Origin of the sequence: Paenarthrobacter aromaticivorans (assembly GCF_019038615.1) — a bacterium.
Classification (GTDB): Bacteria; Actinomycetota; Actinomycetes; order Actinomycetales; family Micrococcaceae; genus Arthrobacter; species Arthrobacter aromaticivorans.
The window spans coordinates 341555-360349 of sequence record NZ_JAHOPC010000003.1 but is presented as its reverse complement, the minus strand read 5'-3'; the positions used below and the strand labels follow the sequence as shown (position 1 = coordinate 360349).

Annotated in this window: 17 protein-coding genes; 12 read left to right on the top strand and 5 right to left on the bottom strand. The window is 62.7% G+C overall.

Annotated features, from left to right (window positions below):
- Positions 1 to 3: 3 nt before the first annotated feature.
- Together moeB and KSW38_RS08245 are read left to right on the top strand one after the other, a co-directional pair.
- Positions 4 to 1203: a molybdopterin-synthase adenylyltransferase MoeB gene (gene moeB / locus KSW38_RS08250; RefSeq protein WP_216924094.1), complete on the top strand. Its 1200-nt coding sequence runs from the start codon at positions 4 to 6 to the stop codon at positions 1201 to 1203.
- A gap of 39 nt (positions 1204 to 1242) precedes the next feature.
- On the top strand, positions 1243 to 2232 hold the full coding sequence (locus KSW38_RS08245; RefSeq protein ID WP_216924093.1) for an SDR family NAD(P)-dependent oxidoreductase: 990 nt from the start codon (positions 1243 to 1245) through the stop codon (positions 2230 to 2232).
- A 44-nt stretch (positions 2233 to 2276) separates the two neighbouring features.
- Here the strand turns inward: KSW38_RS08245 and KSW38_RS08240 are convergent, their stop codons facing one another.
- Positions 2277 to 3596 (bottom strand): glutamyl-tRNA reductase, encoded by a 1320-nt coding sequence (locus tag KSW38_RS08240; RefSeq protein ID WP_216924092.1) that lies wholly within the window; start codon positions 3594 to 3596, stop codon positions 2277 to 2279.
- Positions 3597 to 3755: 159 nt separating this feature from the next.
- Here KSW38_RS08240 and hemE point away from each other — a divergent pair, with 159 nt between their 5' ends.
- The 10 genes from hemE (at position 3756) to KSW38_RS08190 (ending at position 15127) form a co-directional block, all read left to right on the top strand.
- The gene (gene hemE, locus KSW38_RS08235; protein ID WP_216924091.1) at positions 3756 to 4883 is read left to right on the top strand and encodes a uroporphyrinogen decarboxylase; all 1128 of its coding nucleotides are present in this window, start codon (positions 3756 to 3758) and stop codon (positions 4881 to 4883) included.
- Positions 4884 to 4888: 5 nt separating this feature from the next.
- The gene (gene hemG / locus KSW38_RS08230) at positions 4889 to 6382 is read left to right on the top strand and encodes a protoporphyrinogen oxidase (protein ID WP_216924090.1); all 1494 of its coding nucleotides are present in this window, start codon (positions 4889 to 4891) and stop codon (positions 6380 to 6382) included.
- A gap of 72 nt (positions 6383 to 6454) precedes the next feature.
- Positions 6455 to 7156, top strand: a complete 702-nt coding sequence (gene hemQ / locus KSW38_RS08225) for a hydrogen peroxide-dependent heme synthase (RefSeq protein WP_216924089.1) — start codon at positions 6455 to 6457, stop codon at positions 7154 to 7156.
- Positions 7153 to 8376 (top strand): ferrochelatase, encoded by a 1224-nt coding sequence (locus KSW38_RS08220; protein ID WP_216924088.1) that lies wholly within the window; start codon positions 7153 to 7155, stop codon positions 8374 to 8376. Before hemQ ends, KSW38_RS08220 begins: the two co-directional genes overlap by 4 nt.
- Positions 8373 to 9359 carry a hydroxymethylbilane synthase gene (gene hemC / locus KSW38_RS08215; RefSeq protein ID WP_216924087.1) on the top strand — a complete coding sequence of 329 codons (987 nt, stop codon included), beginning with the start codon at positions 8373 to 8375 and terminating at the stop codon, positions 9357 to 9359. The genes KSW38_RS08220 and hemC overlap by 4 nt, the downstream gene beginning before the upstream one ends.
- A gap of 1 nt (position 9360) precedes the next feature.
- Complete coding sequence (locus tag KSW38_RS08210; protein WP_223946452.1) at positions 9361 to 10269, top strand: uroporphyrinogen-III synthase; 909 nt, start codon at positions 9361 to 9363, stop codon at positions 10267 to 10269.
- The gene (hemB, locus tag KSW38_RS08205) at positions 10266 to 11246 is read left to right on the top strand and encodes a porphobilinogen synthase (RefSeq protein WP_216924085.1); all 981 of its coding nucleotides are present in this window, start codon (positions 10266 to 10268) and stop codon (positions 11244 to 11246) included. The genes KSW38_RS08210 and hemB overlap by 4 nt, the downstream gene beginning before the upstream one ends.
- Positions 11246 to 12361 (top strand): LLM class flavin-dependent oxidoreductase, encoded by a 1116-nt coding sequence (locus tag KSW38_RS08200; protein WP_216924084.1) that lies wholly within the window; start codon positions 11246 to 11248, stop codon positions 12359 to 12361. The genes hemB and KSW38_RS08200 overlap by 1 nt, the downstream gene beginning before the upstream one ends.
- 54 nt (positions 12362 to 12415) lie before the next feature.
- Entirely contained in the window at positions 12416 to 13735 is a 1320-nt protein-coding gene (hemL, locus tag KSW38_RS08195; RefSeq protein WP_216924083.1) for a glutamate-1-semialdehyde 2,1-aminomutase, read from the top strand.
- A 111-nt stretch (positions 13736 to 13846) separates the two neighbouring features.
- A complete protein-coding gene (locus KSW38_RS08190) occupies positions 13847 to 15127 on the top strand; it encodes a glycoside hydrolase family 3 N-terminal domain-containing protein (RefSeq protein ID WP_216924082.1) in 1281 nt (426 codons plus the stop codon).
- 142 nt (positions 15128 to 15269) lie between these two features.
- On the opposite strand, the gene KSW38_RS08185 is transcribed toward KSW38_RS08190, so the two are convergent.
- The 4 genes from KSW38_RS08185 to KSW38_RS08170 all read right to left on the bottom strand — a co-directional run bounded on the left by KSW38_RS08185 (position 15270) and on the right by KSW38_RS08170 (position 18765).
- On the bottom strand, positions 15270 to 16007 hold the full coding sequence (locus KSW38_RS08185) for an amino acid ABC transporter ATP-binding protein (protein WP_216924081.1): 738 nt from the start codon (positions 16005 to 16007) through the stop codon (positions 15270 to 15272).
- Positions 16004 to 16768, bottom strand: coding sequence for an amino acid ABC transporter permease (locus KSW38_RS08180; RefSeq protein ID WP_216924080.1), 765 nt, complete (start codon positions 16766 to 16768; stop codon positions 16004 to 16006). The genes KSW38_RS08185 and KSW38_RS08180 overlap by 4 nt, the downstream gene beginning before the upstream one ends.
- A gap of 12 nt (positions 16769 to 16780) precedes the next feature.
- The gene (locus KSW38_RS08175; RefSeq protein WP_216924079.1) at positions 16781 to 17731 is read right to left on the bottom strand and encodes an ABC transporter substrate-binding protein; all 951 of its coding nucleotides are present in this window, start codon (positions 17729 to 17731) and stop codon (positions 16781 to 16783) included.
- Between the two features lie 323 nt (positions 17732 to 18054).
- Entirely contained in the window at positions 18055 to 18765 is a 711-nt protein-coding gene (locus KSW38_RS08170) for a 3'-5' exonuclease (protein ID WP_216924078.1), read from the bottom strand.
- Positions 18766 to 18795 lie beyond the last annotated feature (30 nt).

Below are 18795 nucleotides of genomic sequence, written 5' to 3'. Positions count from 1 at the left end.
GGTATGGCCTCAATTCTTGCTGCCCACCCCGCGCCCGCTGTCCTGCCACCCCTCGTTGAACCGGCCGCCGCACTAACGCCGGCCGAGGTGGAACGGTACTCCCGGCATCTCATCATTCCGGAAATCGGCGCTCTGGGCCAACGCAGGCTTAAGAATGCGAAAGTTCTTGTCATCGGTGCCGGCGGGCTGGGATCTCCAGCATTGCTGTACCTCGCTGCGGCGGGCGTAGGAACCCTGGGAATCGTCGACGACGACGACGTAGACCTCAGCAACCTGCAGCGTCAGGTCATCCACGGCGTCAACGACGTCGGCACGCCGAAAATCGAATCTGCGCGGAAGGCCATTGCGGAGCTGAACCCTTTGGTGGATGTTGTCCTGCACAACGTCCGCCTTGACTCCTCGAATGCCTTGGAACTGTTCGCGGATTACGATCTCATCCTGGACGGCGCGGACAACTTTGCCACCCGCTACCTGGTCAACGACGCCGCCGCGATTTTGGGCAAGCCGTACGTCTGGGGCTCCATCTTCCGGTTCGACGGCCAAGTCAGCGTCTTCTGGGCCGAGCACGGCCCCACCTACCGTGACCTCTACCCTGAAGCCCCGCCTGCCGGCTCGGTGCCCTCATGCGGTGAGGGCGGAGTCTTCGGTATGTTGTGTGCAGCCGTTGGCTCCCTCATGGTGACGGAGGCAGTTAAGCTGATTACCGGCGTCGGCCGTTCCCTGCTTGGCCGGGTAGCGTTGTTCGACGCCCTTGGGGGCAGCTGGCGCGAAATCAAGGTCTCCAAGGATCCTGAAGCGGAGCCCATCACTGAACTCGTGGACTATGAAGCATTTTGCGGGGTGACTCCGGTTGCTGCTACTGACCAGGAGCACACCGTCACCGCGAAGGATCTCGCCCGGATGCTGGCCGAGCGGGAAGCTGGTGAACGCGACTTTGAATTGGTGGACGTCCGCGAGTCCGGCGAGCACAGCATCGTGAACATCGACGGCTCCGTCCTCATCCCGCAGGGCCGGATCCTTTCAGGCGAGGCTTGGATCGAATTGCCGCAGGACAAGGACATCGTGTTCCACTGCAAGGCCGGTACGCGCTCTGCTGCCGTCCTGGAGGCGGCACAGAAGGCCGGCTACACGCGCGTCAGCCATCTCGACGGCGGTATCCTCGCCTGGGTCCGCGACGTCGAGCCCGAAAAGCCTGTCTACTAGTCGTTCCCCACCCGCGCCTGATCTGTGCGAAGCTCAAGCATGAGCGGAGAATTTACAGAAACGCCCCAACACCCCATCGGCTCAGGTTTTGGGCATGGCTCAACTGCCATGGAAGTAGTCGAAGGCCTTGACTTGACGGGTAAGACGGCAATTGTCACTGGCGGTTATTCCGGGCTTGGACTGGAGACTGTGAGGGCTTTGGCCTCGGCCGGGGCGACCGTTACCGTTCCGGCGCGCAGGCTCGAACACGCACAGAAGGTACTGGCAGAGGCAGGTTTGGCGGACGCCGTGGAAGCGGACGCCCTGGACCTCGCCGACCAAGCTAGCGTCAGGGCCTTCGCAGCGCGCTACCTTGACCGGCACGACACCTTGGACATCCTGATAAACAACGCAGCGATCATGGCAAGCCCAGAGCATCGCGTTGGGCCTGGCTGGGAGGCACAGTTCGCCACGAACCACTTGGGGCATTACACGCTGGTCAACCTTTTGTGGCCTGCACTGCTCGCCTCCGGGAACGCGAGGGTAGTGTCCCTTTCGTCCACCGGCCACAAGCTCTCACCCCTCCGCTTTGACGACATCAATTTCACCTCAGGCTATGACAAGTGGCGCGCCTACGGGCAGGCCAAAACCGCGAATTCGCTCTTCGCCGTGGAGCTGGACCGCCTGGGCCGGGACTCAGGGGTCCGTGCTTTCGCAGTCCACCCCGGAGGGATCATGACCGAACTCCAACGCCACCTGCCTAAAGAAGAAATGGTGGCTGCGGGGTGGATGGACGCCGACGGAAACCTCCGGGAAGGTTTCAAGACGCCGGAGCAAGGAGCTGCGACGTCTGTCTGGGCTGCGACGTCCCCGGCTTTGGCTGGCATGGGCGGTGTCTACTGCGAGGACTGTGACATTGCTGAACCAACGGACAAGGAATCGCCCCTGGCAAGGTACAGGGGAGTCGACGGACACGCGATTGACAGGGCGGATGCCCGGAAGTTGTGGGAACTATCCGCTGAGCTGACAGGCGTGAACGCCTTCGGCTGAAAGCATCGCTGGAGCCCCGTGCGCATTCCGATGGAGACGGGTCTTCAGGCGCTTTCGGAGCGGAGTTGCTCGTGGTCTACGGGGCATTCTGCAGCAGCAGGAGCCTGGGGCTGCTCCACTTGGATGCCGTACAAGGCTTCCAGGGCGGCCACGTAGTCATCTTGTTGTCCGTTGGCTGCAAGTTCGCGGGCGCGCACCGTTGGAATGTGCAGGAGCTGCTTGACCATTCGGCGCAGCGCAAACTCCACCTCTTCGGCAGCGGCGGTGCAACCGTGGCGGGCGCGGACTTTTTCCATCTCAGCGTCCAGCACATTCATGGTGTGGCGCCGCAGGGCAACGATCGCGGAGTCCACGGAGCGGGATTCGCGTTCGGCTTCAAATGCCGATGCAGCGCCATTGACGATCTCGCTGGCATGGGACAGGGATTCCGCCTGTTCCTGGGGTGCAGCCAGACGTACGGACTCAAGCGTGAGGAGTTCGACGCCGTCGAGCTCGCCTACTGCGGGGTCGAAGTCATGGGTGAGCGCGAGATCGATCGCGATGAGTGTCTTACCGGAATTTGCCCTGACCCGGGCAAGATCCTCGGCTTCAACGCGCGTGTCCGAACCGCTGCATCCGATCATGACGTCGGCTGCGGCAACTGCCGCCGGAAGGCTGTCGGCGTCGAGCGCTGTGCCCCCGCGGGTAGCGACGAACCCCTCGGCGCGGCCTGAGGAAGAGTAGACGGAAACATCGGTGCATCCGCGTTCGCGGAGCAAGGACATGGTGGCGCCGGCGTAGGCGCCCGTTCCGAAAACGACTACCTTCTTGGCAGACCAATCGTCACTGTCAGAGAGGTCCGTTGCCAGATCCAAGGCTACAGAGACGATGGAAAGGCCGCGCGAGCCGAGGGCCGTTTGGGCGCCAACGTCTTTTGCGGTCTTGGATGCAGCCTGGAAGAGGCGGACGAGTCCAGAACTCGCAGTGCCTTCCTGCTGAGCGGTGATCAGGGCCCGGCGGACCTGGCCGGCTATTTCGCGTTCGCCCACCACCGCAGAGTCCAAGCCGGCGCTTACAGCGAAGAGGTGCCGCGTGACGTCAGGTCCCGTGTGCGTGCTGAAGGAGCGGGACACGAGTTGTTCGTTGAGGCCGCTCAATTCGCTGATCTGGGAAACCAAGGCCGACCGGGCGGCTTCGAGGCCTGCTCCGTTGGCTGTTTCGCCGTAGATCTCATAGCGGTTGCAGGTTGCCAGGACTACCGCGCCGGAGACCATCGGGGATCCGGAGAGGGCCGAAGAGGCAAGCTCAGAGGAACCGTTGCTCAGCTGAGCAACGGTTTCGAGGTCGATGTCGGCGTGTGTAGCCACCAATGAGAAAAGAACCACAGCAACCCAATCATAGCTTTTTCGCAGGCCGGTAGAACAATGCGGCGCAGTGGGAATTCACACGCGGTTCTGTGATCCCCGCCACTCCACCGGTTGGAGGGGTGGGGCGTGACAGCCTGTCGTTATCTTTTGGCCGGGATTTTCGGCACAATCAAAGGCATGACTTCTAGCGCGGCAGCATCCAATAGTACGGCCACCAACGCCCCTGCAGGCGAACCTGCCGGCAAACTTGGCGCGGATCACCCGTTGATGGACGGCCGTACGTCGGACTCCCCGCTCATCACCGCCTACCGGGGCGGCAAGCCGTCACGCAGGCCGGTATGGTTCATGCGCCAGGCTGGCAGGTCCCTGCCGGAATACCTGAAGGTCCGCGAGGGCGTTGCCATGCTGGACTCGTGCCTGCGTCCCGAACTGGCCGCTGAGATCACCCTGCAGCCGGTTCGCCGACACGACGTGGATGCCGCCATCTTCTTCTCCGACATCGTTATCCCGCTGAAGCTCGCAGGCGTTGGCGTGGACATCGTTCCGGGCGTGGGTCCGGTCCTGGACAAGCCCGTACGGACAGCCGCCGATGTAGCTGCCCTTCCCAAGCTGACCTGGGAAGCACTTGAGCCCATCCGCGAAGCCGTTCGCCTGACGGTGGCGGAACTGGGCAAGACTCCACTCATCGGGTTCGCCGGCGCGCCGTTCACGCTCGCCGCCTACATGGTCGAAGGGAAACCTTCGCGGGACCACCTCGGCCCCCGGACCATGATGCACGCGGACCCCGAAACCTGGACAGCCCTCGCCAACTGGGCAGCGGATGCTTCCGGAATGTTCCTTCAGGCACAGCTTGAGGCCGGGGCGTCAGCCGGACAGCTCTTTGACTCCTGGGCTGGGTCCTTGGGCCTGGCTGATTACGCCAAGTACGTCGCTCCTGCATCAGCGCGGGCGCTGGAGCACGTGCGCGGGCTGGGTGCCCCGCTGGTGCACTTCGGTACCGGCACGTCCGAGCTCCTTGTCGCCATGCGCGACGTCGGTGTGGACGTTGTGGGAGTGGACTACAGGCTGCCGCTGGATGAGGCCAACCGCCGTTTGGGTGGCACGGTGCCGCTCCAGGGCAACATTGACCCCGCCCTTCTCCCGGCCCCGTGGGAGGTCCTGGAAGCGCATGTCCGCGAAGTCATAGCCGCGGGCTCTCACGCTCCAGGCCACGTGGTGAACCTGGGCCACGGCGTGCCCCCGGAGACGGACCCGGCTGTCCTGACGCGGGTCGTGGAGCTCATCCACTCGATCCCGGCAGAGTAGGACGCATGCGCGGGGGACACGTCCACGGCAAGACGAAGGAAGCAGCCACAACGCAACCATCGCCTGGGCCTACCGCTGTCGTGATCGGTGGCGGCGTTTCCGGCCTTCTGGCTGCGCGGGAACTGGCAATGGCGGGAACCTCCGTGACGATCCTCGAGGCGAGCGAGGCCTGGGGTGGTTGCGTCGGAGGACACACGGTAGCCGGCTTGTCATTGGACAGCGGGGCCGAGTCCTTTGCTACGCGGTCCACGGCAGTCGCCGATCTGGCGCGCGAACTCGGGCTGGAGGGCCAGATCGTTTCCCCGCACCCGGGCGGCGCCTGGGTGCAGTTACCGGATGGGCCGCAAGAGCTGCCCAAGACTGGAATTCTTGGTATCCCGGCCAATCCTTGGGACCCCGAGGTGAGGCGTTCGCTTGGCCTCTCCGGAGCCCTGCGTGCATCCCTGGACCGCTGGCTGCCCGCTTCGCTTGGCACAACATCTGAGGTCACCAGCGTGTCCTCCCTCGTCCGCGCCCGCATGGGCAAAAAGGTCCTGGAGCGGCTGGTTGCTCCGGTGGTGGGTGGCGTTCACTCCGCCGATCCCGGCCTCTTGGACGTCGACATGGTGGCCCCGGGCCTCCGCGCAGGCCTGAAGAAGCACGGGTCCTTGGCTGCTGCTGTTGCTGCCCAGCGCAAGGCAGCCCCCGGCCCTGGTGCCGGGCCCGCGAAAGCGGGTTCCGCCGTCGGCGGCTTGAAGGGTGGCATGAACACCTTGATTTCCGCGCTGGTTAAGGACCTCCGGGACCGCGGCGTGGACATGCTGAGTGGAAAGGGCGCTGACAGCGTATCGAAAACGAGCAACGGCTGGCGGGTCACCGCCGGTGACGCCACGTACGACGTCGGTCGGCTGGTAGTAGCGCTCGATGGCCCCGCTGCCGTGGGGCTCCTGGAAACGGCGGTACCGGAACTGTCCGGCCTGCGGCCTGCTCCAGGACCCTTGGTGAGCTTGGTGACGATGGTTGTCGACCTTCCCGAACTGGATGGACGGCCCCGCGGCACCGGAATCCTCGTGGCCCCCCAGACCCCGGGTATCCGGGCTAAGGCCTTGACGCATGCCACTGCCAAATGGGATTGGCTGGCAGAGGAGGCCGGGCCGGGCACGCACGTCCTGCGCCTTTCCTATGGCCGCCGTGAGGATGCCGATGGGGGAGCGCCGGATGTTGTCATGGACGATGAAGAGTTGCTGGCCGCAGCGCTCGATGATGCTTCCGCGTTGTTGACGGTGCCCGTTACGCGCGCGGACATTGTTGATTGGGATGTGGTTCGCTGGGCAGGCGCCTTGCCGTTTGCCGCCGTCGGTCATAAACAGCGCGTAGAGCAGGTCCGGAAGGTGTGCGCCGCAGCCGATGGCCTAACGGTAGTTGGTGGTTGGTTGGCAGGTAATGGCCTTGCCGCAGTGGTGGCGGATACCCGCTCGCAGCTCGCCCAAGGCAGCAGAGATATTCACCCAATTTCGTGATTTGTGTCACTTCTACGTCTTGTAGAAGTGATCCGTTTCGACTTAGTGGCTAGCACGGGGCAAACTTGAACCATGAGCCACACTTCTGCCGAATCTGTCACTAAAACTGCTGGAACCGAAGAGCAGTTCTTTACGCTCTGGACCGTCTTCAAGCGCTCAGCCGACGTCCTGCGCAGCGGCGATGCTGCCCAGGAATTTGAAGCACTTGAAGGGAAGCTCGCCGAAGAAGGCGTGACCCTGCGAGGCAGCTACGACGTTTCCGCCATGCGCTCGGATGCCGACATCATGGTGTGGCTCCACGGATCCAAGCCGGAAGACCTTCAGTCAGCCGTGCGTTCCATTCGCCGCAGCAAGCTCTTTGCCGGCACCGAGATCGTCTGGTCCGCGATGGGCGTCCACAGGGAAGCCGAGTTTGCCAAGAGCCACGTCCCGGCCTACGCGAGGGGCGTTGAGCCCAGCACCTGGCTGTGCGTTTATCCGTTCGTCCGCTCCTACGAGTGGTACCTGCTTCCCGCGGAAGAACGCGGAAAGATGCTGCGCGACCACGGAATGCTGGGTCGGGAGTTCCCGCAGGTCATATCCAACACTGTTTCCTCGTTCGCGCTGGGTGACTGGGAGTGGATCCTGGGCCTGGAGGCACCTGAACTCGTCGACCTCGTTGACCTCATGCGTCACCTTCGCGCAACCGACGCCCGCAACCATGTCCGCGAAGAAATTCCGTTCTACACAGGCCGCCGCGTGACTGCTGCCGAGATCGCAGAGGTCCTCGCATGAGTGGCCTTGGTGTCTCCACCACCCCCAACGAAGTCACCGAGCGTGGCCGCCAGGAAGCAAAGCAGTACGACGCCGTGCTGCTCGCATCCTTTGGTGGTCCTGAAGGCCAGGAAGATGTCATTCCCTTCCTCCGCAACGTCACCCGTGGCCGTGGCATCCCGGATGAACGCCTTGAAGAGGTCTCGCACCACTACCGCGCGTTTGGGGGTATCAGCCCCATCAACCAGCAGAACCGTGAACTGAAGGCCGCGATCGAGGCCGAGCTGGCTAAACGCGGCATTGAGCTTCCGGTCTTGTGGGGTAACCGGAACTGGGACCCGTACATCGCTCCGGTCCTGCAGGATGCCTACGACGCCGGCCACCGCCGGATCCTGATGCTTACCACCAGCATCTACTCCTGCTACTCCAGCTGCCGCCAATACCGCGAAGACATTGGCATCGCCCTCACCGAAACGGGTCTGGACGGCAAGCTCGAAGTGGACAAGATCCGCCAGTACTTCGACCACCCCGGCGTTGTGCAACCTTTCCTTGAAGGCACCGCAGCCGGCCTCGAAGAAATCCGCGGCAAGCTGACCGCTGCCGGCGAATCCGATCCCGATTCAAAAATCCGGGTCTTGTTTGCCACCCATTCCATTCCCACGCGCGACGCCGAAGCAGCCGGAAGGTCCGAGGACGAGCCGCGCGAATTCGCAGAAGGATCTGCCTACGCGGCACAGCACCTGGCAAACGCCCAGGCCATCATGGATGCCGTTGCCCCGAACGTGGCTTGGGACCTCGTGTACCAATCCCGCTCCGGCGCGCCGCACATTCCTTGGCTGGAACCGGACATCAACGATCACCTCGAAGAAATCGCCCCCGAAGGCGTACGCGGCGTGGTGATCGTTCCCCTCGGCTTCGTCAGTGACCATATGGAAGTTGCCTGGGACCTGGACACCGAAGCCCTGGAGACCTGCAGGAACCTGGAGATTGAAGCCACCCGCGTCCCCACCCCGGGAACGCACGCGGCCTTTGTTTCCGGTCTGGTTGACCTGATCTGTGAACGCACAGTGGATAACAACATCGCCGATCGTCCCCACGTTACGGACCTTGGTCCTTGGTACGATGTCTGCCGCCCCAATTGTTGCGAAAACTTCCGAGGAGCAAAGCCGGTTATTGCAGAGGTCGGTTCCACTATCGGCGTTGGGCACGACGCTTACACCTCCTCGGAGGTCGGCAAGTGACCATCCGCATTGGCACCCGGGCCAGCAAGCTTGCGCTGACCCAGACCCAGCAGACGGCCGATCGGCTGGCAGCTGTTGGTGGATTCCCGGTGGAATTGGTGCATATCAAGACCGAGGGCGACGTCAAGACCGGATCGCTGTCACAGATGGGCGGCACAGGTGTCTTCGTGGCGGCCCTGCGCGATGCCTTGCTTGCTGAAACCTGCGATGTCGCTGTTCATTCTTTGAAGGACCTGCCCACGGGGGCTGCAGTTGGACTGAGCATCGCCGCTACTCCCAAGCGCGTGGATGTCAGGGATGTGTTGTGTGCCCGGGATGGCCTCACCCTTGCCGAATTGCCCGGTGGCGCCAAGGTAGGTACGGGTTCACCCCGGCGTGCTGCGCAGCTAAGGGCTGCCCGGCCTGACATTGAGGTGCTGGATATCCGTGGCAACGTGGACACGCGACTGGGACGCGTCCCCGGGCTTCCCGGCAACGCCACCGACGAAGTTGTTCCCGGCAAGTCCTGCGACTTGGACGCCGTTGTGCTCGCAGCGGCTGGGCTGGAACGGATGGACCGGCTGGACACCGTGAGTGAGTTCTTCGAGACCGATGTCATGTTGCCTGCCCCGGGCCAAGGCGCACTGGCCATCGAATGCCGTACGGAGGATGCCCCGCACGTGGAAGGCCCCAATGGTGTTCTCGCCCAGGCTCTAGCTGCATTGAACGACGACGACACTCGGCTTGCCGTGACAGCTGAACGTGCCGTCCTGGCCCGGCTGGAAGCGGGTTGTGCCGCGCCGGTGGGCGCTTATGCCTTCAGGAAGGGCAGCATGCTGCATCTTGAAGCTGTTGTCTGCGCCGTTGACGGCACCAAGACAGTTCGCGAGAAGAAAGCCACCGATGGCCTGACCGAAGTAGGGGCGACGTTGCTCGGCATCGAAGTTGCGGAGCTCCTGCTCGCTGCTGGTGCCGCGGAGATCGCGGATCTTGCAGCGTCCTGATGTGACTCAAGCATCGGCTTTGGCAGGTCGGCGGGTCCTGATTACCAGGAGCGCCGACCGTGCCCGGCCACTTGCTTCGCTCCTGCACACGCTCGGAGCGGAGCCGTTGGTGCTTCCCCTCATCGATTTCGAGCGGGCTGAGGACCAGGCTTCCCTCGACGCCGCCCTGGACCAGCTGTCCGCTGGATATTTTGACTGGATGGTGATCAGCAGCATCACCACCGTGCGCGTCCTGCTCGAAAAGGCTGCGGAGCGTGGCACGCTTCCGGTAGATCTCGTGCCATCCCGGACCCGCGTGGCCACGATCGGGCCATCATCACGGCGGATCCTGGAGGCTATCGGCCTGACCGTCTCGCTGGCGCCCACTGACATGCAATCCGCCGAAGGCCTTCTAGCCTTATGGGAACCGGCACCTGCGCGTGTTCTTCTCCCGCAAGCAGATATCGCAGGCCCCGGTCTGCGTGACGGATTGGCCGCCAAGGGCGCAGCCGTAGCGTCCGTGACCGCCTATCACACGGTGGACTATCCGGCCCGGACGGGACTGCGCCTCGAAGCCGAACTGCCCGCCGTCGTCGTGCATTCCGGCAATTCTGCGTTCGCCAGTTCTGCCTCCGGCACTGTTGGTTCCCGTAGCGGACAGCCGCAGGAAATGACTCCCTCGGAAGCCCGCGCGGCCATTGACGCCGGGATGCTCGACGCCGTCGTGGCCGCTTCCCCCAGTGCCGCCCGGCGGATTGCGCAGACCCTTCTGCCCTTGGGCAGGTGCCGATTCATAGCCATTGGCCGTCCGACGGCGGAAGAGGCCACTCATCTCGGAATCACCGTCGGAGCCACCGCCAAAGAACCTACCCCGGACGGCATCGCGGCCGCCTTGGAAACAGTATTCGCCAATGAAGGGAACCCCAGATGAGCTTTCCAAACCACCGTCCCCGCCGCTTGCGCACAACCCCGGCGATGCGCAGGCTTACGGCAGAAACACGTCTGGCCCCGGCAGACCTCATACTTCCGGCCTTCATCCGTGAGGGCCTCAGCGAGCCCAGCCCGATTAGTTCAATGCCCGGCGTCGTCCAGCACACCACTGACACTCTCAAGCGCGCAGCTGCGGAAGCCGTGGAACTTGGCGTGGGCGGCATCATGCTGTTCGGCGTACCAGAGGTTCGGGACGCTCGGGGCACGGCATCCTTGGACCCGGAAGGTGTCCTGAACAAGGCCATCCGGGACGTTAAGGCCGAAGTAGGCGATGACCTCGTGATCATGGGCGATGTCTGCCTGGACGAATTCACTGACCACGGACACTGCGGCGTCCTGGATGCCGAAGGATACGTGGACAACGATGCCACCCTGGAGATCTACGGTCAGATGGCCGTTGCCCAGGCGGAGGCGGGCGCCCATGTGTTGGGACCTTCGGGCATGATGGACGGACAAATCGCCGTCATCCGCCAGGCTTTGGAGGATTCGGGCCACAAGAACACCGTTGTCCTGGCCTATGCGGCCAAGTACGCCTCAGCTTTCTACGGCCCGTTCCGTGAAGCGGTGGACTCCCAGCTGAAGGGCGATCGCCGAACCTACCAAATGGACGCAGCCAACCGTCGCGAAGCCATTCTCGAAGTGGAATTGGACCTTGAAGAAGGCGCTGACATGGTCATGGTCAAGCCAGCCATGAGCTACCTCGACATCCTCGCGGATATTGCGGCAATGAGCCCCGTACCCGTCTCGGCCTACCAAATCTCGGGGGAGTACGCCATGATCGAAGCGGCAGCTGCCAACGGCTGGATCGATCGGCGCGGCGCCATCACGGAGTCCGTGCTGGGCATCAAGAGGGCCGGAGCCGATACCGTCCTGACCTACTGGGCCTCCGAACTGGCAGGCTGGCTGAAGGAGTCCTGATGACCGCAGTGCCTTCCGAATCGGAATTTCCATCTGCATCCAGGGCTGACTCCGACCCCACCGCACCCGTGGGCGATGCCGAAATCCTGCTCGGCCTGAACACCTTCGGGGACGCAGGCCTCGATGCCGACGGTAACCCGAAGGAGCACGCCCAGGTTCTGCGGGAGTTGCTTGAGGAAGCAAAGCTGGCTGATGCCCTGGGCATTCATGCTTTTGGCGTGGGAGAGCATCACCGCCGCGATTTTGCCGTATCTGCTCCCGAGGTCTTCCTCGCGGCAGCTGCCGCAGTAACATCCCGCATTCGGCTCGGATCGGCCGTGACAGTACTTAGTTCGGATGATCCGATCCGGGTCTTCCAACGTTTCGCCACCGTTGACGCAATCTCCAACGGCCGGGCGGAGGTCATGCTGGGCAGGGGCTCATTTATTGAGTCCTTCCCATTGTTCGGGCTGGACCTCGCGGACTACGACGTCCTTTTCGAAGAAAAGCTTGAGCTCTTTGACAAAGTAAGGGCCCAGAAGCCGGTTCATTGGGAAGGGCGGACCCGCCCCAACGTGAACGGACTCCAGGTTTACCCGCGTTTGCAGCACCATTTGCTGCCGGCATGGATAGGTGTGGGTGGGACACCCGAATCTGTGTTGCGGTGCGCGGAATATGGCTATCCGATTATCTTGGCGATCATCGGGGGAGAGCCCCGCCGGTTCGCTCCCCTTGTCAATCTTTATCGCGACGCAATGGCCAAATACGGTCACTCGATGCGACAGATCGCAACACACTCACCCGGCTTCATTGCAGACACTGACCAGAATGCCCGGGAAGAACTCTTTCCGCATTGGCTCGAGCAGCGCAACAGAATCGGGGCCGAGCGCGGCTGGGGTCCGGGAAACCGGGGGGAATTCGACGCAATGTGCGGCCCGGAGGGCGCTCTCTATGTGGGTTCTCCCGAGACTGTGGCCCGGAAAATCGCCCTGCTTAAGCGCAACCTCGGCGTGGACCGCTTCGACCTCAAATACAGCAACGGCACCCTGCCGCACGGATCCATGATGCGCTGCATCGAGTTGTACGGCACTGAAGTGGCCCCACGGGTCGCTGAGCTGCTGGCGGACGCCTCATAACTGCGCTTCTGAATCACCGAAAGACGCTTCTGAATGACTGAAAGAATAGGAACCATGACTTCAAACACCCCTGTGTCCGACCAGCTTTTTGATCGTGCCCAGTCCTTGATGCCCGGCGGAGTGAATTCGCCCGTGCGTGCTTTCGGATCCGTTGGCGGCACTCCGAAATTCATGGTTTCGGCCAAGGGCGCGTACCTCACTGACGCTGATGGCAAGGAATACGTGGATCTTGTCTGCTCGTGGGGCCCGGCCCTGCTTGGCCATGCCCACCCCGCCGTGCTCGACGCCGTACACGCTGCTGTGGACCGCGGCCTGTCCTTCGGAGCATCCACCCCGGATGAGGCCAACCTCGCCGAGATCGTGAAAGAGCGCGTGTCCGCCGTCGAACGCCTGCGCATGGTGTCCACGGGCACTGAGGCCACGATGACGGCGGTTCGCCTCGCCCGTGGCTTTACCGGCCGCAACCTGATCATCAAGTTTGCAGGGTGCTACCACGGCCACCTGGACGGCCTGCTGGCAGCCGCAGGTTCCGGCCTCGCGACGTTGGCCCTCCCGGGTTCGGCCGGCGTCACGGCAGCCACCGCCGCTGAGACACTTGTTTTGCCTTACAACGACCTCACAGCTGTCGAAGCTGCCTTCGCCAAGCACGGCAACAACATCGCGGCCGTGATTACCGAAGCTGCCCCGGCAAACATGGGTGTTGTGACCCCGGGCGAGGGCTTCAACGCTGGGCTGTCCCGCATCACCGCGGAACACGGGGCGCTCCTCATCCTCGACGAAGTCCTCACCGGTTTCCGGACTGGTTACGCCGGCTACTGGGGACTCACGGGCCGTCAGGAAGGATGGGCGCCGGACCTGCTGACCTTCGGCAAGGTTATTGGAGGGGGAATGCCGACGGCGGCCCTCGGCGGACGTGCCGACGTCATGGATTACCTTGCACCCGTGGGTCCGGTGTACCAGGCAGGCACGCTGTCAGGAAACCCTGTGGCCATGGCTGCCGGTGTCGCAACGCTTACCCATGCCACGCCTGACGTCTATGCCTATGTGGACGCCCGCTCGCTGGAGCTGTCCGCCGCTCTTTCGTCCGCCCTTGATGCAGAAGGCGTGGACCACTCCATCCAGCGTGCAGGCAACCTGTTCTCGGTTGCGTTCGGTACCTCCACCCACGGCGTGCACAACTACGACGACGCCCAGGGCCAGCAAGCTTACCGCTACGCACCGTTCTTCCATTCGATGCTTGACTCCGGCGTCTACTTGCCGCCGTCAGTCTTCGAGGCCTGGTTCCTGTCCGCGGCTCATGACGACGCTGCCATGAACAGGATCGTTGACGCACTCCCGGCTGCTGCGAAGGCTGCAGCCGCCGCGATCGCCTAAGTCAAGGACAACGCGGCGCCCCGGCCGGCTGGTCGAAGCAGGCTGGGGCACTGCGACTTCCCGGGGTAGGCTCGTAAGGGAAACCCAACCCCAACGAATTCACGGTTTACCATGCGCAGAATCCAGTCAATTGCATCCCTTGGTGTAAGGGCCGCGGCGGCCGGAATCCTGGTCACTATGGTGCCTGGTTGCTCAAGCGGAAATGAAACCGCGAGCCCCACAACTGCACCGGTTTCGCCGTCTGCAATTACCCCCTCGCCGACGAATACCCCTGTTCCGGGCAAGGCCACGTCCGGGGCGTCGAGCCAGCCCAAGGACTCCCCGGCACCTTCGGCAGCACCTACCCCCGACGCACTGTCCACGGCGCAACAACAGCTGGCCAGGCTAAGCCTCGAGCAACGTGTTGGGCAGCTCTTCATGGTTGCCGCGAAGGCGACGGGTGCGGAGCCGGGCACCATGGAAGCACTCACCAAATACCACGCAGGGAACGTCTACTTGAGTGGTCGCAGCAAGGCCGGGACTGCTGCCACAGCTGCCCTCGTGGCGTCCCTCACCGGGACGGTTTCCGCTGAAACTACCGGTGGGCTGCCTCTTTTCGTGGCCACTGACCAGGAAGGTGGATACGTCCAGGTCCTGGCTGGTCCGGGTTTCTCCGCCATCCCTGCCGCGTTGGCGCAGGCCGGGGCTGGTCCCGCGAAGCTGCGGGCAGACGCCACTGTTTGGGGGAAGGAACTCCGTAGCGCTGGCGTCAACGTCAATCTGGCTCCGGTCCTTGATACTGTGACGAGCCCTGGGTTCGCGCCATCCAATGCGCCCATCGGACAATTCCAACGCGAGTATGGATATGTACCGGGGCAAGTGTCCAACCTCGGAAACGCTTTTGCCCAAGGCATGAAGGATGCCGGGGTTGCACCGGTCGTGAAGCACTTCCCAGGTCTCGGCCGGGTAGTTCCCAACACCGATGTCAGCCAGAACGTCAGGGACACTGAAACTACGCGGAATGACCCTGCCCTGGAGCCATTTCGGACAGCCATTACGAACGGCGTGCAATGGGTCATGGTGTCCAATGCCTACTACGACCAAATCGACCCCGCCAACATCGCGCCGTTCTCACCCGTGGTCATGGGGCAGATGCTTCGCGGCGACGCTGGCTTCAAAGGCATTATCCTCTCGGATGACGTCTGTAGTGCAGCACAGTTGAAGCCGTGGACCACCGCGGACCGCGCTATCAACTTCTTCGCAGCGGGCGGCACAATGCTGGTTTGCGCGGACCCGGGAAGCATCCCCGCTATGTATGACGCCGTACTCCAGAAAGCGCAGTCCGAGCCGGATTTCCGCAATAAGGTGGACGCTGCGGCCCTGACGGTGTTGTCTGTGAAACTTGGGAAGTAATGCTGGAAATAAGATAAGGGGGCGGAGACTGGCTGGTGCCCCGCCGCCATTGCGCTTAATGCAGGAAACCCCGCATCCCTGACTTTCACCACTAGGGCGAAGGTCTGGAGGCGGGGTCTGCTGTTTGGCTGCCTTGCGGGGACTATAGGACGTCCGAGAGGAAGCCTTGGAGCCGCTTTGTCCGGGGGTCGTTGAACAGCTGCTCCGGCGGACCGGATTCCACAACTACGCCAGCGTCCATGAACGTCACCACGTCTGAGACATTGCGGGAGAAGCCCATCTCATGGGTAACCACCACCATGGTCATGCCTCCCTGTGCAAGATCGGTCATCAGGGCAAGTACGCCCTTGACGAGTTCCGGGTCCAGCGCGGAAGTGGCCTCATCGAAAAACATGACCTCGGGCTTCATGGCAAGCGCACGGGCAATGGCTACGCGCTGTTGCTGTCCACCCGAAAGATTGGCAGGGCGGGCATCGGCCCTGTGCTTGAGGCCCACCAGGTCCAGTTGGGCCAAGGCTTCCTCACGCGCCTGTTCCTTGGACATTCCGCGAATCTTACGCAGCGCCAAGGAGATGTTCTCGGCCACCGTCTTGTGGGGGAAGAGATTGAACTGCTGGAACACCATGCCGATCCGACGCCGGAGCTCGTCGGGATTGTCCTTGAGGACGGAACGGCCATCCAACAGGATGTCGCCTTGGTCCGGTTCGATGAGCCGGTTCATCACACGGAGCAGCGTTGACTTGCCTGAACCCGAGGGACCGATGACCGAAGCCGTGGTGCCCTTCTCAACGTGCAGGTCAATGCCCCGCAGGACATGGTTGGTGCCGAACGACAAATGGATGTTCTTTGCCGTCAACGTTCCGGATGTAAATTCGCTCATGCGTGGGCTCCCTTCCCGACGACCGCCGCGGCATCGTCCGGTTCTTTCTTTTCAGGCCTGCCTGAACGGAAGCGGGCATCAATCCAGTTCACGAAGTGCGTGAGCGGAATAGTGAGTACCAGGTAGAAGATGGCGGCAGCCACGTAGGGCGAGAGGTTGCCGCTGGTCGCAGCCGCGTCCTTGCCGATCTGGAAGATCTCGCGCTCCGTAGCCAGCAGGCCCAGGAGGAAGACGAGGGAGGATTCCTTGATCAGGGCAATGAATTGGTTAACCAACGCAGGAAGCACCCGGCGGATGCCTTGGGGAACCACTACCAAGCGCATGGAAGCGCCGTAGCCGAACCCCAAGGCGCGGGACGCTTCGAGCTGTCCCTTGTCCACGCTCTGGATACCGGATCGGAAGATCTCGCCGATGTAGGCCCCCGACATCAAAGACAGCGCTGCGATGGCCATCGGGTAGGGGCTCGTGGAACCGGTCAGTTCACGGATGATGGGGCCAAAGCCGAATCCGATGACCAGAATGGTCAACACGGGCGGAAGTCCGCGGAGGACGTCCGTATAGATGCGTGCAATCCACCGGGCCGCGGCGTTCCGGGAAATCCCCATCAGGGCCAGGGCCATGCCCAGCAGGGTCCCGATAATGCCCGAAATGACAGCGAGCACCAGGGTGTTCGGCAGGCCGACGGCGAACATCTTGGGTACGACTTCGCCCATCGCCTCCCAGTCGAGGAAGGTGTCAGAGAGTTGCTTGAGGATATCCATGGAACGCCCGGGTTACTTGGCCGGAATCTGGACGGCTTTGCTGCCCGGCTTCCAGCCCTGCGGAGTCTGCTCGGCCGCGGTGGGACGGTCGGTGTACCACTGGGAGGTGAGCTTGGTCCACGTACCGTCAGCAATAACGGCGTCCAGGCCGGCGTTCAGCGCATCGAGGAGCGGCTGGTTGTCCTTGTTCACGGCGTAGGCCGTGAAGTTCTGCGTGTTGACAACCTTTTCGGCGATCTTGGTACCGTCGCCGTCCTTGACCTGGCCGGAAGCCTGCTGGGAGGGAGCCACCCAAGCGTCGATCTGACCGTTCTTCACGTTGCCATAAACGGTGTTGTAGTCAGGGAAACGCACGGGCTCGAGCTTGAGAGTGTTCGTGACATAGTCATCTTGAACGGTGCCTTGGACGACGCCGATCCGGACGCCTTCCTTGAGGTCGGCGAAGCCGGTGACCTTGGCGTCGCTCTTGGTCACGACGGCCATGTAGCCAAAGTCGTAGCCGTTGGTGAAGCCGACGGTCTTTCGACGGGCATCCGTGGTGGAGATCGAGGAAGATCCGACGTCGAACTGCTTGTTTGCTACCTGCGAGAGCAGCGCGGAGAAGTCAGTCGACGCAAACTCCACCTTCAGGCCAAGCTTGTCGCCGATGGCGCGAAGGAGTTCGTTGTCATAACCCGTGAACTTGCCCGAAGGATCGATGAAGATGTTCGGCGGCGCATCGGACAGGGTGCCGACGCGCAGCGTGCCATCGGTGACGAGGCCCAACTTGGACTTGTCGATCTTGTCCAGCGGCGTGACGTCCGCGGTGGTGTACTTGTCCAGGGTCTGCTGGTCGCTGCCGGCGAGGGCATCGGTGGGCGAGCCGCTGGGCTGGGAGGATCCTCCGCCGCATGCTGCCAAGGAGATCACCAGGGCCGCGGCTACGGGAGCAGCAGACAGCCACTTGAGGGCTTTGAATTTCATGAAGAAATCACTTTCGTCGGGTCACAGAGACGTTCGCGGTGGGCGGGGAACGTGGCAACAAGTATGGGGATGGCTGCCCTAGCAGACTTCAACCCGCCAAACTTAATTATGTCACCAGCCCACGAACGGGAGGTGAATCGAACAAGTGATTGCTCGGGCTCGTTTTTTCCGAAGAAAGTTCCTACAGGGAACCCTGAGCTCCCCGATCTATTCCGGCGATGGGCAAAGTGATGGAATCCCTGCGCACAGCGCTCGTGCTTGAGGAGCTTCGGAATTCTTGTGACTTGCGTCCCAACTGCGGGTCGCCCGTGCCGGAACCTGTCTCAGAAGCCGCCTCGGCTGGCGTCCTCGGGTGGCAGTACGGGCCACTCGCCTTCGATCACAGCGGTGGGCTTGCTTCGCCGCAGATACTGCTGGAAGTCAGCAGCTTGGGATGCAGCCCAGTCCACCTGCAAATGGTGCAGCTTGGAGGCAGGCATTTGCAACTTGGGGAATTTGCCAGCCATGGCATCCAAAACGCGCAGCGTCGCCAACGCATCCGCAGCTGAGGTGTGGGCGTTGTCCAGGATCACGCCATATTCCTCACACAAAGCTGTCAAGGTGCGCTTGCCCTTGCGGTACCGGTCCACCTGCTTGTTCATCACATATGGATCCAGTACCGGGAAACGGGTCAATTGGGGGACACCATGCCGCGCTGACTCGGCAGCGAGCACCGTGAAGTCGTAGCTGGCGTTGAATGCAATGACGGGGGTGTCGTCGTCGAACAATTGCTGAAGAACCGCTGCCACCTCGCGGGTGACTTCGGCCGCTGGTCGGCCTTCCGCGCGGGCTTTCTCCGTAGTCACTCCGTGGACCTCGCTGGCCTCCAGGGGAATCTCCACCCCGGGGTCCGCCAGCCATTCATGCTCTCTGATGAGTTCTCCGTGTGCATCCACCACAGTGATTGAAGCGGTGACGATGCGGGCGGAACGGGAATTCTTTCCAGTGGTTTCGAGGTCGAAGGCAGCGCGGGGGAGGGTGTTCCAGGAGCTCATGTTTTCACGCTACCGGCTGGCACTGACAGT

What these genes read in the sequence shown, in the direction of transcription:
- moeB (WP_216924094.1), top strand. Translation starts at nt 4, where the DNA reads ATGGCCTCAATTCTTGCTGCCCACCCCGCGCCCGCTGTCCTGCCACCC.
- KSW38_RS08245 (WP_216924093.1), top strand. Translation starts at nt 1,243, where the DNA reads ATGAGCGGAGAATTTACAGAAACGCCCCAACACCCCATCGGCTCAGGT.
- hemE (WP_216924091.1), top strand. Translation starts at nt 3,756, where the DNA reads ATGACTTCTAGCGCGGCAGCATCCAATAGTACGGCCACCAACGCCCCT.
- hemG (WP_216924090.1), top strand. Translation starts at nt 4,889, where the DNA reads ATGCGCGGGGGACACGTCCACGGCAAGACGAAGGAAGCAGCCACAACG.
- hemQ (WP_216924089.1), top strand. Translation starts at nt 6,455, where the DNA reads ATGAGCCACACTTCTGCCGAATCTGTCACTAAAACTGCTGGAACCGAA.
- KSW38_RS08220 (WP_216924088.1), top strand. Translation starts at nt 7,153, where the DNA reads ATGAGTGGCCTTGGTGTCTCCACCACCCCCAACGAAGTCACCGAGCGT.
- hemB (WP_216924085.1), top strand. Translation starts at nt 10,266, where the DNA reads ATGAGCTTTCCAAACCACCGTCCCCGCCGCTTGCGCACAACCCCGGCG.
- KSW38_RS08200 (WP_216924084.1), top strand. Translation starts at nt 11,246, where the DNA reads ATGACCGCAGTGCCTTCCGAATCGGAATTTCCATCTGCATCCAGGGCT.
- hemL (WP_216924083.1), top strand. Translation starts at nt 12,416, where the DNA reads ATGACTTCAAACACCCCTGTGTCCGACCAGCTTTTTGATCGTGCCCAG.
- KSW38_RS08190 (WP_216924082.1), top strand. Translation starts at nt 13,847, where the DNA reads ATGCGCAGAATCCAGTCAATTGCATCCCTTGGTGTAAGGGCCGCGGCG.
- KSW38_RS08185 (WP_216924081.1), bottom strand. Translation starts at nt 16,007, where the DNA reads ATGAGCGAATTTACATCCGGAACGTTGACGGCAAAGAACATCCATTTG.
- KSW38_RS08180 (WP_216924080.1), bottom strand. Translation starts at nt 16,768, where the DNA reads ATGGATATCCTCAAGCAACTCTCTGACACCTTCCTCGACTGGGAGGCG.
- KSW38_RS08175 (WP_216924079.1), bottom strand. Translation starts at nt 17,731, where the DNA reads ATGAAATTCAAAGCCCTCAAGTGGCTGTCTGCTGCTCCCGTAGCCGCG.
- KSW38_RS08170 (WP_216924078.1), bottom strand. Translation starts at nt 18,765, where the DNA reads ATGAGCTCCTGGAACACCCTCCCCCGCGCTGCCTTCGACCTCGAAACC.